11 protein-coding genes are annotated in these 13412 nt (G+C 61.7%); 5 read left to right on the top strand and 6 right to left on the bottom strand.

Annotated elements, in window-relative coordinates:
* Positions 1-29: 29 nt before the first annotated feature.
* The 6 genes from araD to pdxR all read right to left on the bottom strand — a co-directional run bounded on the left by araD (position 30) and on the right by pdxR (position 7769).
* Positions 30-1760: an L-arabinonate dehydratase gene (gene araD, locus FQV39_RS10265; protein ID WP_149133769.1), complete on the bottom strand. Its 1731-nt coding sequence runs from the start codon at positions 1758-1760 to the stop codon at positions 30-32.
* A gap of 356 nt (positions 1761-2116) precedes the next feature.
* Positions 2117-3193 carry an ABC transporter substrate-binding protein gene (locus FQV39_RS10260; protein ID WP_248313313.1) on the bottom strand — a complete coding sequence of 359 codons (1077 nt, stop codon included), beginning with the start codon at positions 3191-3193 and terminating at the stop codon, positions 2117-2119.
* A 46-nt stretch (positions 3194-3239) separates the two neighbouring features.
* Entirely contained in the window at positions 3240-4040 is an 801-nt protein-coding gene (locus FQV39_RS10255) for an ABC transporter permease (protein WP_149130197.1), read from the bottom strand.
* A 3-nt stretch (positions 4041-4043) separates the two neighbouring features.
* Entirely contained in the window at positions 4044-4907 is an 864-nt protein-coding gene (locus tag FQV39_RS10250) for an ABC transporter permease (RefSeq protein ID WP_149130196.1), read from the bottom strand.
* A complete protein-coding gene (locus FQV39_RS10245; protein ID WP_149130195.1) occupies positions 4904-6019 on the bottom strand; it encodes an ABC transporter ATP-binding protein in 1116 nt (371 codons plus the stop codon). Before FQV39_RS10245 ends, FQV39_RS10250 begins: the two co-directional genes overlap by 4 nt.
* 214 nt (positions 6020-6233) lie before the next feature.
* Positions 6234-7769, bottom strand: coding sequence for a MocR-like pyridoxine biosynthesis transcription factor PdxR (pdxR, locus tag FQV39_RS10240; protein ID WP_149130194.1), 1536 nt, complete (start codon positions 7767-7769; stop codon positions 6234-6236).
* A gap of 307 nt (positions 7770-8076) precedes the next feature.
* Between pdxR and FQV39_RS10235 the strand changes: the two genes are divergently transcribed.
* The 5 genes from FQV39_RS10235 to FQV39_RS10215 all read left to right on the top strand — a co-directional run bounded on the left by FQV39_RS10235 (position 8077) and on the right by FQV39_RS10215 (position 13343).
* Entirely contained in the window at positions 8077-9522 is a 1446-nt protein-coding gene (locus FQV39_RS10235; RefSeq protein WP_210251195.1) for an FAD-binding oxidoreductase, read from the top strand.
* Positions 9523-9579: 57 nt separating this feature from the next.
* Positions 9580-10491 carry a fumarylacetoacetate hydrolase family protein gene (locus tag FQV39_RS10230; RefSeq protein ID WP_149130193.1) on the top strand — a complete coding sequence of 304 codons (912 nt, stop codon included), beginning with the start codon at positions 9580-9582 and terminating at the stop codon, positions 10489-10491.
* Positions 10488-11579 (top strand): MurR/RpiR family transcriptional regulator, encoded by a 1092-nt coding sequence (locus FQV39_RS10225; RefSeq protein WP_248313312.1) that lies wholly within the window; start codon positions 10488-10490, stop codon positions 11577-11579. Before FQV39_RS10230 ends, FQV39_RS10225 begins: the two co-directional genes overlap by 4 nt.
* 73 nt (positions 11580-11652) lie before the next feature.
* Complete coding sequence (locus FQV39_RS10220) at positions 11653-12399, top strand: electron transfer flavoprotein subunit beta/FixA family protein (protein ID WP_149130192.1); 747 nt, start codon at positions 11653-11655, stop codon at positions 12397-12399.
* On the top strand, positions 12399-13343 hold the full coding sequence (locus FQV39_RS10215; protein ID WP_149130191.1) for an electron transfer flavoprotein subunit alpha/FixB family protein: 945 nt from the start codon (positions 12399-12401) through the stop codon (positions 13341-13343). Before FQV39_RS10220 ends, FQV39_RS10215 begins: the two co-directional genes overlap by 1 nt.
* Positions 13344-13412 lie beyond the last annotated feature (69 nt).

Genomic DNA, 13412 nt, shown 5'->3' with positions numbered 1-13412 from the left:
GATCGTTCTCCTGGCGGTTCGTGCCGCCGCTAATGGATTTCCGGCTCCGGCGTGGCGGGGCCTCTCTCGAGGAAGGTGAAGTCGCAGCCCTGATGAGCCTGCGTCACCTGACTGCTGTAGATTGCCCCGTAGCCGCGCTCGAAGCGCGGGCGCGGCGCGGTCCACTTCGCTCGCCTTGCAGCGATTTCTTCGTCGCTGACGAGAAGGCTCAGCTCCCGGCTCGCGACGCTGAGTTTGATCCGATCGCCGTTTTGGACGATGGCGAGGGGCCCGCCTACATAGGATTCCGGCGAGACGTGAAGAACGCAGGCTCCGTAGGACGTGCCGCTCATCCGGGCGTCGGAGATTCGAACCATGTCGCGCACGCCTGCGGCGAGCAGGCGTTTCGGCACCGGCAGCATCCCCCATTCCGGCATCCCGGGTCCGCCCACCGGCCCGACATTTCGCAAGACCAGGATCGTGTCCGGCGAGACCTCGAGATCGTCCCGGTTCACGGCTTCGTTCATCTCGTCGTAGCTGTCGAACACCAGGGCCGGACCGACGTGTTCGCGCAGATGGGCCTCGGCCGCATGAGGCTTTATTACTGCGCCTTCGGGAGCTAGGTTTCCGCGCAGAACCACTAGTCCGCCGCGATCTCCGACAGGATCCTCGAGCGTCTTGACGACGTCATTGTCAAAGACGTCGGCCCCTGCGAAGTTCTCCCTCAGGGTCTTGCCGTTGATCGTCGGGCGATCGGGGTGGAGCATTCCGGAAATGCGGTTCAGCGCGGCCAGGATCCCACCCGAAGAGTAGAAATCATCCATCAGATAGGTGCCGATCGGCTGGATGTTCGCGATGACGGGCGTCTTCTCGGCGATGTCGTTGAAATCATCGAGCGAAAGATCGATGCCGCCTCTGCTAGCCATGGCTATCAGGTGAATAACAGCGTTGGTGGAGCCGCCCAAGGCCATCAAAGCGGTCACCGCGTCGAGATAGCTCTCGCGCGAGAGGATTTTAGACGGCTTCCTGTCCAGCCAGGTCGCCTCGACAATGGTGCGGCCGCTCTCCGAGCAGAGCCTTATATGCTGCGAATCGACGGCCGGCACCGAGGAGAAGCCCGGCAGGGTCAGGCCGAGGGTCTCGGTGAGTGCCGACATGGTGGAAGCGGTGCCCATGGTCATGCAGGTGCCGGGCGAGCGGTTGATGCTCTGCTGGATCGTCTCCCACTCATCCTCGGAAATCAGCCCGGCGCGACGGTCCGCCCAGTATTTCCAGCTGTCGGAACCGGAGCCCATCGTCTTGCCGCGATAGTGCCCCCGGATCATAGGGCCCGCGCACACGAAAATGGTCGGCAGATCCATCGAGATCGCGCCCATGACGAGCGCGGGCACGGTCTTGTCGCAGCCGCCCATCAACACGACCCCGTCGACCGGGTAGGAACGCAGGAGTTCCTCGGTCTCGAGCGCCAGAAGGTTGCGATACATCATCGTGGACGGCTTCTGGAAGGGCTCGGACAACGAGATCGCCGGCAACTCGATGGGGAAGCCGCCGGCCTGGAGCACGCCGCGTTTGACGTCGTCCACTCTCGTCTTGAAATGCTGGTGGCACGGGCTGATGTCGCTCCAGGTGTTCAGGATCCCGATGACGGGCTTGCCGCGATACTCCTTGGGGGAGTAGCCCATCTGTCCGGCGCGCCCACGGTGCCCGGAGCCGCGCAGGTCGTTCGCGGCGAACCAGCGCGCGCTGCGAAAATGCTCGGCCGAAACCCGTTCGTCACTCATAGGCACTCCCGCTCCGTAAGAATTGATCCAGAGCGCCGAACGACGCTCCGACAGTGCTTTTCTCTTGTTCAGTTGTAGCGTTGGGTTGCGGCCGAGTTGCAGGCCAGTCCGGCCGCGACTTCGAGGCCTGTTGGGCGGGCAGCCTCGGCCCGGCCGACCATGACGCGAATTGGCGCGGCTGTCCCCGCGCCGCATGGCGGACAATAAGAACCCCGGCACGAATAGGCGCTGGCGCCCAGGCTTCCCGAAAGGCGCAGTGGATGCCTGATATGCCGCGGGGAGAGCCGGACTGCTTTTAACAAACCGGGGGCCGCTGGCGGCCCCCGGCTTTTTGATGTCGCCTCACTATGCTCGCTTCACTGGACCCAGGCGTTCCAGCGTTCGACGAGCATGGCCTGGTTGGCGTTTAGCCAGTCGGCGTCCGGAGCGACGAGGACGGTGTTCGCGCTGGCGGCAGGCAATTTCGCCTTGATTTCAGGGGGCAGCAAGGCGAGGGCGGCGTTGCTCGGCGGAACCACGCCGGTGATTTCCGAGTAGCGAGCCTGGACGTCGGGATTGTCCATATAGAATTTCAGGAGCTTGAGTGCTGCCTCACGGTTGGGGGATCCCTTGATGACCTGCAGGCTGTCCCCGATCATGAAGGCCTGATTGAAGGAGACTTCGATCGGCTGGCCTTCATCGCGGAGCGTATTCGCGCGGACGGCGAACAGCATTCCCAGCACATAGTCGCGGTTCCTAAACCCCTGTTGGCTCTGGTCGCCGGTGCGCCACCAGAGATCGATGTGCTTTTTGATCGTATCCAGCTTCTTGAAGGCGCGATCTATGTCCAGTGGGAACAGGTTCGCCGGGCTCACGCCATCGGCCAGGAGCGCTGCGGCCAACACCCGCCATGGGTCGCCGAAGCTCGGGAGAGCGCGGCGGCCGGGAAATTTCTCAACATTCCAGAAATCCGCCCAGGAGGAGGGCTTCGCGCCAGGGAAGGCTTCCTTGTTGAAGACCATTGTCGTCGCATTCCGCGAGATGCGGAGACCGGCGGCGCTGCAGGTGCCCGCTTCCACTTTCGAGCCGTCGGCGTAGGGCTTGCAGAACTCCGTCAGATCCTCGGTGACGGCGCGGTTTCCGCTGGAAGCCGCCAGAATCTCGTGGTTGTTGAAAACGTCCCATTCGACCCGGCCCGCGCGGACCATGGCGGAAGCTCTGGTTCTCTGTTCCGCATCTGTGGCAACCACGCTGATCACCTTAATGCCGGTGGCTTTGGTGAAGGGGTCGAACCAGGCGGTTCGCAATGCGCGTTCGAAAGAGCCGCCGGCGGTTGCCACTACCACCCGTTCTTCGGCCTTCGTAGGCAGCGCGCCCAGCAGCATGCTTCCGATCATCGCGGTCGCGACCAGTGCGGACCGACGCAGCATTCCACAACGATACATGATCAACATTTGTCGCGATCCTTTTCATGGGTTGGGATTCTGAATACAGACGGGGTCAATCCTGAGATTTGCTTCCACGCATTCTTTCGACAAAAAGCATCAGAAGGACCGATATCATCAATATTACCGATGAAACGGATGCGATTACGGGAGTCAAATTGTAGTCGATGTCTTCAAAAAGCTTTCGGGTAATGGTTTTTCCTTCAATTCCCGAAATGAAGAACGAGACGGTCGCTTCGTCGAAGGAGGCAAGGAATGCGAAGATGGCGCCAGCTGCCACACCGGGAGCGATATTGGGGAGGACCACCAGGAAGAACGCCTTGGGCCGAGAGGCGCCGCAGCTGAGCGCGGCAAATTCGAGGCTGGGATCCAGCTTCTGCAGGGCAGAGGTGACGGTGATCACGACATACGGAACCGACAGCATCGAATGGGCTATCAGGAACCCGAGGAAGCTGCCCGTTAGCCCGATTGGGGCGAACACCAGGTAAAGCGCAACGGCTATGACGATGTGCGGCACTACGAGAGGTGCCAGCGTCAGCACCTGCAGAGCCGATGCGAATTTCAGGCGCCCCCTCACTAAGGCCAAGGCAGCGAGCGTGCCGACAATCGTCGCCGTGACCGTTGTCGCAACCGCGATCTTGAGGCTGAAGATGAAGGACTCGACCCAGGCCGGGTCCGAGATCAGCTCCAAGTACCAACGCAGCGACAGCGAGCGGGGAGGGAACTGGATGAACGGTTCGCTTCCGAGCGATATCGGGATGATCAGCAATGACGGGATCATCAGGAAGACGAGCACCGCCGCGGCGTAGGCGTTGAGGGAAAGGCGCCCCCAATTGACCGATTTGAGTGACTGCATCGATCAGGCGCCTTTCCCGATGCGGAGGAAGCGGCCGAAGACCGAGACCAGTCCGAGTGTGGCGGCCAGAAGGATGCCAGCCAGGGCGCCTGCGAAAGGCCAGTTCAGAAGTTCGGTCGTCTGCTGGGCGATCAGGGTGGCGATCGTCATGCTCTGGGGGCCGCCGACCAGAGCAGGGGTTACGTAGAAGCCGAGCGCCAGAATGAAGACGATGATCGTTCCGGCGTAGACGCCCGGCAAGCTGTTCGGGAATACGACCCGGAAGAAGCTCGATACGGGGCCGGCGCCCAGATTCCGGGCTGCCTTATCGAGGTCGGGAGAGATCGCGATCAGCGCCGAATAGATCGGCAGGATCATGTAGGGCAGGAGCACATGCGTCATCGCCAGCATCACGGCCGCGTCGGTGTAGAGCAGCTTCAGCGGTTCGCCGATGAAGCCCAGCTCGGTCAGGGCATTGTTCACGATGCCTTTGCGCTGGAGCAGAACGATCCAGGCATAGGAACGCACGAGGACGCTCGTCCAAAGCGGGATCAGGACACAGGCCGCCAGATAGATGACCCGTCGCCCTTTCTGGCGGGACATCACCAGCGCGACCGGATAGCCGAGAATGAAGCACATCGCAGTTACGACGCAGGCCGTGCGGATCGTCCGCATCAGAACACCGAGGTAGAGCGGCTGGGTGAGCCCCTTAACGTAATGTTCGAGCGTAAACTGCGGAGCGAAGAAGCTCTCGGCCAGCAGGACCAGGATCGGCGTGATGAAGGCGCCGGCGAGAAGCAGGACGAGCGGAAGCAGAAGTGTGAGGGCCAGGGCGTTCGGCAGCGCGCCTCCGCTCGAGGCTTCCTTGGATACTGCCGACGAGCTCATTCGGCCCGCTCCGAAAAAATCGTGACTAGCGGGCTCGGAAGACGCAGCCAGACGGCTTCGCCTTCGGCCAGAAAGTCGCGGCCCGTCGATTGAACGTCGACGACCGAGCCGTCGGGAAACCGAACCGTGTACGTGGTGTAGGCCCCGACAAAGACGACGCCCTCGACGATGCCGCGCAACGCGCCGGGGTCGTCCTGAACGAACTCGATGCTCTCGGGGCGGACCGAGATTTCGACCGGCTGACCGATCTCGGCCCGTCCCGTGCCCATATACCGCTCGCGAGGGACCAGAAGTTCGATCGATTGGGTGTTGATGGCGAGATGGTCGTCGGAGACGGCAGAGATCGTGCCGCGTATGAAGTTCGTCTTTCCGAGAAAGTTTGCGACGAAACTACTGCGAGGCGAGGCGTAAAGCCCCCGTGGTTCGCCGATTTGCACGATCCTTCCCTGATTCATCACGGCGATTCTGTCGGAGAGCGTCAGGGCTTCTTCCTGATCGTGCGTCACATAGACGATCGTCAGGCCGAGGTCCCGGTGCAGCCGCTTGATTTCGATCTGCAGATCTTCGCGCAACTTCTTGTCGAGGGCGCCGAGCGGCTCATCCATCAGAAGAACCGGCGGCTCGAACACGATGGCGCGCGCGACGGCCACGCGCTGCTGCTGGCCGCCCGACAGTTGCTGGGGCAGGCGGTCGCCATAGCCTTCGAGGCGGACCATCCCCAGCGTCCGGGCCACCCTGTCTCGGGTCTCGTCCTTGCCGAGGCCACGCATCCTGAGCGGAAAAGCAATGTTCTGCGCGACTGTCAGGTGGGGGAACAAAGCGTAACGCTGGAAGACCATCCCGATCCCGCGCTTATTGGGCGGAACATTGGTGAGGTCGTGGCCGGCCATCGTGATGGCGCCCGAGGTCACAGTCTCGAAACCGGCCAGCATCATGAGGAGCGTGGTCTTCCCGGAGCCGGAAGGCCCGAGCAGGGACATGAACTCGCCCGGATTGATCGCGCAATCGATGCCGCGAACGGCGTCGACGGTGCCATAGCGCTTATACAAATTCGTGATGGACAGGTCCGCGCCTCTAATCGCGCGACCCTCCTGGCGGTCGATTGCCTGCATGCTCCCCCTCGATCAGCGAGCGCTCCCATTCAGGGTCGCGACCATTGCTTCATCGCTGCGAGAGCAAAGAACTATGCGCTGGCCGGGACCCTCAAAAGGCCAGTTCGCATCTCCCGAGCAAGCCAGTTCGCTCCTGTCCGGATCGCGCTCCGATACTGCAGGAGCGCGGCGGCACTGCGCAGCAGGTTCGGGGCGCCAGCCCGCGACGCGGGTATCAGATTTCCTGGTGCACGGCGCGCGAGCTGTTCAGAATTCCGACAAAGCGCCCGATTCTCTGCGGAATCGCTGCGGAACTCATTCTCCCCGTGCCCAGAACGATCCCCTGCCTTGGGCGAGGCGTCAGATACATGCTCGAAATGTCGAAGGCAGGAATGTCGGCCGAGCGCGCGAAACGCGCGACGTCCTTGTCGTTTAACGGTTCGGTGGCTGAGAGCCAGGCTGGGAGGAAGAGGCTGGGCGCCCCCAGGCTGAGCTCGAAGGCGTCATGCGCCTGGCGCGTGATTTCCTTGCGCGCCAGATCTTGGCGTTCGCTGTAGATCTTTCTCATGCGCTGGATGTGTGCCTCCAGATGCCCTTCCTCGATGAACGCTGCGAGAACCGGCTGAGGCAGCAAGGCTGGAAAATAATCAATGTAATACCGTGCTGATCCCAGCGCTGATATAACTTTAGGATGAGCGATAATGTACGCGACCCTCAAATGAGAGCCCACCGATTTCGAGAAAGTACCCATGTAGACGATTCTGTTATTTTCGCTGAGGCTGAAAAGCGGCAGGATCGGCCGCGCGGCAGCGATAAGCTCCCCGTCGTAGTCGTCCTCGAATATCCAGCCGCCCGTGCGGCTTGCCCACGACAGGAGTTCCAATCTCCGCTCGAGGGACAGCGTCGCTCCGGTCGGATAATGGTGGCTTGCCGTCACCAGCACGGCGCGGGCGTCGCTGGCGATCTCGATGCCGTTCGCGACATTCAGCCCCGCGGCATCCACGTCGACGGGGATCAGCTGGATGCCTTGGGCTCTTGCGAGCCGCGCGGCTTTCGGCCGGCCTGGATTTTCGACCATCAGTTTGTCGCCGGGGTCGAGAAGCACTCGCAGTAGCAGGTCCAGGGACTGGGTCGTCCCGCAGGTGATCAGCACCTGCTCTGGCGACGCCTGTATGCCGCGCGTGCGATGCACCAGCCTGCAGATAGCATGCCGCAGGTCGGGGTGCCCCTGGATCAGCAATGACGTATCAGGCCGTCTTCTTCCTCTGCCCCACACTCGAGAGTGGATTCGGCTCCACAATTCAAAGGGGAAAAGCGTGCTATCCGATGCGCCGAATATCTTCAGTGGATCGGTCTCGTCCTGCGAGTTCTCCTCATTCAATCGCTGCCCGAATCTGCTGAGAGGCGGCATGGAGAAAGTCGCAGTCTCACGGGCCGGGTCGGGCAGGCTGAGGGCGGCGACTTCCGCCGCGCTCTCCGCGACAAAGGTTCCCACGCCGTGCTCGCTCCGAAGAACCCCTTCGTAGACGAGATAGTCGTATGCCGTGGCGACAGTGTGCCGCGAGCACTCCAGTTGGTTGGCAAGCACTCGTGGTGACGAAAGCATGACGCCTGGAGAGAGCTTTCCTTCGAATATCAAGCGCTTCAGCTCGTTGTATATTCGCCGGTACAATGGCACCGCGTCGTTCTGGTCGACATTAATCCCCGTCAGCAGAGAGATCTGGGCTCTGCTGCAGTGGGCTTTTGTCTTTGTTTGAGGTGTGATCGCCATATCCAACTCAAGAGTGGTCTGGGGTCGTCGCTTGGATCAGGCTCCTGTTCGCCAGGGGCGCAGTCGCGCGGATCGCCGAGGGCGGCTCGGCCGCCGCGCCGTGCGCGGGCGCATGAGCGTCTGAACGCTTGCCGTTTCTCGGCGTGACGCCTCTTCGCGGCCGCAGGCGTCCCGCTCCTCGTGATGTGTCCAGGTATCCCGTTGGCGTGCGTCCTATTTGCATCGGATATGGAGAACCAAATGATTTACTTGACACAAGTATGGATCAAATGGTTCCAAGGCGTCAAATCGCGATATGAGGAGTGCGATGGCACCTGTCGAATCCAAGCGCTTGCGCCACGAACTGATCGAAGCGGTGCGCGCCATCGTCGATGATCGCGGCGTCCTGCACGAAGCGGCCGTTATGGAAGGCTACCTGACCGATTGGCGTCGCCGATACAGCGGTGAAGCTTTAGCGGTCGCATTGCCGACGAGCGCGACGCAGGTGTCCGATCTCGTCAAGGAATGCCTGCGCCGCGGCGTGGCGGTCGTTCCGCAGGGCGGGAACACTGGCTTCGCAGGCGGTGCCGTCCCCACGAAAGAGCGGCCGGCATTGCTGCTCAACCTGTCGCGGATGAACCGGATTCGCGAAATCGACGTGTCCAACAATTCGTTCATCGTCGAAGGAGGCTGCGTGCTCGAAACGATGCGGCAGGAAGCCCAGAACGCGGGGAGACTCTTCCCGCTGTTGCTTGGCAGTGCCGGCAGTTGCCAGGTTGGCGGGCTGGTTGCGACGAATGCAGGAGGAACCGGCGTTCTTCGCTACGGCAATATGCGTGACCTCGTGCTCGGGCTCGAAGTCGTCCTACCGGACGGCCGCATCTGGAACGGCCTGAAGTCGCTTCGCAAGGACAATTCCGGGTACGACCTCAAGCAGCTGTTCATCGGTGCCGAGGGCACGCTTGGGATCATCACCGCCGCCTCCCTCAAACTTTATCCGCTTCCCGACAAGTCCGCGAGCGCGATGGTAGCGGTCGCGGACGTCAATTCAGCGGTCGATTTGTTGCAACTCTTCATGGAACGGACGGGCCGTCGGGTCGAAGCCTTTGAGATCATGTCGCGCGGCCAAATCGAGAATATCCTGGCCAATACCCATGTCAGCCAGTCGCCGATGGAGTTGGCCACGCCGTGGTTCGTTCTGATCGAGCTTGCGGATAGCAGCGTGGATTTCCAGCCCGAAGCGCTGTTTGAGACTATTCTCGGGGAGGCGCTCGAAACCGGCCTAGTCACCGATGCGGTGATCGCCGCTGACGGCGCAAAATCGAACAAGATCTGGGAGCTTCGGCACAGTGCGTCCGAAGCGAATGTCCGCAAGGGCTACTCGATCGCCAACGATACGTCGGTCCCGATTTCGAAGCTTCCAGTGTTTCTCGAAACCGTCGAGCGGAGGATCGCCCGCGAAATTGAACAGGCCGACGTCTTTCATGTCGGCCACATCGGAGACGGCAATATCCACGTCGTCGTCGTCCTGGATCGCGAACGCTATGCGGATCAGGACGAGCGCGAAAAGGCTTCCGCCCTCGCCAACTTCATCGTTCACGAAGTGAGTGTCGATCTCGGGGGCAGCATCAGCGCGGAGCACGGAATCGGCATGATGCATGCCGCCGAGCTCGAACATTTCAAAAGCGCTCTCGATCTCGAAATGATGCGCGCGATCAAGAGTGCCTTCGATCCCGCGAATATCATGAATCCGGGCAAGATCCTGCGTCAGTAGGCCAGCTCGGAATCAGCAATCACGACAGCATCACATGTTTAAACCGGAGTGCAGGCAGTGAAATTCATTCGTACGAAGCACGAGGGGCGTCCGAGAGTCGGCGTGATCGACGCCGAGTTCGCCGTTCTCCTGCCCGAGGTTTTCGATGACCTGGTGCCGATCATCGAGGGAGGCGAGGCTGCTCTCCTAGAGGCCAAGGCTCTCTCCCAGGCAGCGGATGCCCAGCGGCTTCCCCTGGCGTCGCTGGAGATTCTCGCTCCGATCGGCCGATTCAGGCGAGACGTTCTCTGCACGGGCTGGAACTACCACGACCATTTCCAGGAGGGCCAAGGAAAGCGCGAAGGCCAGGACGCCAAGGAATTGCCGAAGGCCCCGACCTTCTTCACCAAGGCTCCCGATACCGTCATCGGCCCCCGCGACGACATTGCGTTCGATAGCCGGATCTCGTCCAAATGGGACTATGAGGCCGAGGTCGCCGTCATCATCGGGAAGCGCGGGCGTAGCATCCCGGAGCAGGAGGCCGCCGACCACATTTTCGGCTACTGCCTCGCCAACGACGTTTCCCAACGCGATCTTCAGCGGCGTCATGGCGGGCAGTGGTTCAAGGGAAAAAGCATCGATCGCACCATGCCGCTCGGTCCGTTCGTCGTGACCCGCGACGAGATTGCCGATCTCGGAGCGATAAGGCTGCAGTGCCTGCTGAACGGCGCGGTCATGCAGGACGCCGTCCTCGCACAGATGGCTTTCCCGGTGAAGCGCCTGATCGCCGAGCTCTCATTCGGCATGACCCTTCATCCCGGGGACGTCCTCCTGACCGGTACGCCGGCCGGTGTCGGCTTCGCGAGGACACCGCCGGTGTTCCTGGCGGCCGGCGACGAGGTGACGGTGCGAGCGACCGGGCTCGGAGAACTGAAGAACGCGCTGAAGCCTACCGATTTGGCGGCCAACTCCAGCGTCACGATAGAATGACCGACGAAAACGCACCAAAGCGACGGGTGGGTGAAGAGGCGGCCGTGGAGCAGTCGACCCGGCCTCTCGACTTTCCCGCGCTTCCTAGCGATGGTCACATCGATCTCGGTGAGAATGAGCGTCGTCTTCAAGACGGCATTCGCGAGATCCTGGCCAATCGCAGGAGTAAACAGGTGCCGCCGGATGATCTGATCGAAGACATCAAAGCTCTGTGCTCAGAGCTGTCGGGGCAAGCCATCGACGCAGCGCATTACCTGATCAACAATCCTGATGAGGTTGCTTTTCACTCGATGCGCGAAATCGCTCGGCGAGCAGGTGTGCCGCCGGTTAGCTTAGTCCGACTAGCTCAACGCCTTGGTCTGCCTGGCTACAGCGAATTGCGCGAAAAATTCATCTTGAAGATGAAGGCTCGCGAGGATCGCGATAAGGGATCTTTGAAGCGAAACCAACAAAGCGCGCAGGCTCTGATTGAAAAAAAGAGCAGCGGAATCGACGAGTTTATCAGTTCGTTCTTCGCAGCTGAACTGGATGTCGTAAAGCAAGCACAAAACCATCTGTCGTCCGAAAAGCTTGCTGAGGCAGTTTCTATCCTTTCTGAAGCGCAAAAAGTGTTCGTGTTCGGTCGTCGGACGGCATTCTCGCCGGCCTACACGCTCGCGTATACGTTACGAAAGGCGCGCCCGAATGTAATCCTTTTGGACGGTCCGGGTGGCGCTCCAGAGAGTGTTCTCGAAGATATTCTTCCAGGAGACGCATTCGTGGCCGTGACATTCGCGCCATTCAATCGGTTGGTTCACGGTTTGACCGAGCGGGCAGCGCAGTTAGGTGCTCGCGTAATCGCGATCACAGACAGCTTTGCGGCGCCAGTCGGCGAATTTGCGGGTCGTCTTCATTTCGTAGCCCAAACATCCGGGCAAGCGTTCCCGGAATCCACCCTTGGAGCGATGGCGATCGCCCACCTGCTGGCCTCTCTTACGATCAGTAATATCGGTGAGCCGGCACAGCGCCGAATTCAGGAGAATGAACAATATTTGGTTGGGTCCGGAGAGTATTTATTCAATGGGAAAATTTCAAAGCGAAAATCTTAGTGTTAAATTTGATCCTATTATTCTCTTGGTCCGCGGTGCCCTAATATCTTCTATCTAATCCGGAGCTTCGGTGATGAAACTACTCGTGCCCGTCAAGCGGGTGGTTGATTACAACGTGAAAATTCGCGTGAAGGCGGACGGCTCGGGCGTCGAACTCGCCAATGTTAAGATGTCGATGAATCCGTTCGACGAGATCGCGGTGGAAGAGGCGCTGCGCCTCAAGGAAGCCGGCAAGGCGACCGAGGTGATCGTGGTCTCGATCGGCCCGGCGCAGGCCGCCGAGACGATCCGCACGGGCCTCGCCATGGGCGCCGACCGCGGCATCCTCGTGAAGGTCGACGGCATCGTCGAGCCGCTCGCCGTCGCCAAGCTCCTGAAGAAGGTGGTCGAGCAGGAGGCTCCCGGCCTCGTCATCCTCGGCAAGCAGGCGATCGACGACGATTGCAACCAGACCGGCCAGATGCTGGCCGCCCTGCTCGGCTGGGGCCAGGGCACGTTTGCCTCGAAGGTCGAGCTTGGCGCGGACAGCGTCGACGTCACCCGCGAGGTCGATGGCGGCCTGCAGACGGTGTCGCTCAAGCTCCCCGCGATCGTCACCACGGATCTGCGCCTCAACGAGCCGCGCTACGCCTCGCTGCCCAACATCATGAAGGCGAAGAAGAAGCCGCTCGACGAGACCTCGGCCGAGACGCTGGGCGTCGACGTCGCGCCGCGCCTCAAGGTGCTCAAGACGGTGGAGCCGGCCGGCCGCTCCGCCGGCGTCAAGGTGGCCAACGCCGCCGAACTCGTCTCCAAGCTCAAGACCGCCGGGGTGATCTGATGACCACGCTGCTGATCGCCGAACACGACAACGCCTCCGTCAAGGACGCCACCGCCAAGGCTCTGACCGCGGCCAAGGAGCTGGGCACGCCCGTCCACATCCTCGTTGCCGGCCAGGGCGCCAAGGCCGCGGCCGATGCCGCCGCCAAGCTCGCCGGCGTCGAGAAGGTGCTGCTGGCCGATGACGCGGCTTACGGCCATGCCCTGGCCGAGCCGCTGGCCGCGTTGATCGCCAAGCTCGCGGAAGGCTATGACGCCATCGTCGCGCCCTCGACCACCACCGGCAAGAACGTGCTGCCGCGCGTCGCCGCCCTGCTCGACGTGATGCAGGTCTCGGACGTCAGCAAGATCGTCTCGGCCGACACCTTCGAGCGCCCGGTCTATGCCGGCAACGCGATCCAGACCGTGCAGTCGACCGACGCCAAGAAGCTGCTGACCATCCGCACCGCATCCTTCGCGGCGGCTGGCGAGGGTGGCTCGGCTGCGGTCGAGGCGGTCTCGGCCGCCGAGAACCCCGGCAACTCGTCCTTCAAGGGCGAGGAGGTCGCCAAGTCCGACCGTCCGGAGCTCGCCTCGGCCAAGATCATCATCTCGGGCGGTCGCGCGCTCGGCTCGGCCGAGAATTTCGGCAAGGTGATCGAGCCGGTGGCCGACAAGCTCGGCGCCGCCATGGGTGCCTCGCGCGCCGCCGTCGATGCCGGCTACGCGCCGAACGACTGGCAGGTCGGCCAGACCGGCAAGGTGGTCGCTCCGGAACTCTATATCGCGGTCGGCATTTCGGGCGCGATCCAGCATCTCGCCGGCATGAAGGACTCAAAGGTCATCGTCGCCATCAACAAGGACGAGGAAGCCCCGATCTTCCAAATCGCCGATTACGGCCTCGTCGGCGACCTCTTCGCCATCCTGCCGGAGCTCGACTCTTCTATTGCAGCGCCATGCGAGTGAGGCCATGCGAGTGAGCCAGGATCCTTTAAATAACTGTGGCGCGACCTACCCTTAAGGAGCCGCGGGTCC

This window comes from Bosea sp. F3-2 (assembly GCF_008253865.1).
Classification (GTDB): Bacteria; Pseudomonadota; Alphaproteobacteria; order Rhizobiales; family Beijerinckiaceae; genus Allobosea.
Note: the sequence above shows the minus strand (reverse complement) of the source record. Positions and strands in the feature narration are given on the sequence as shown.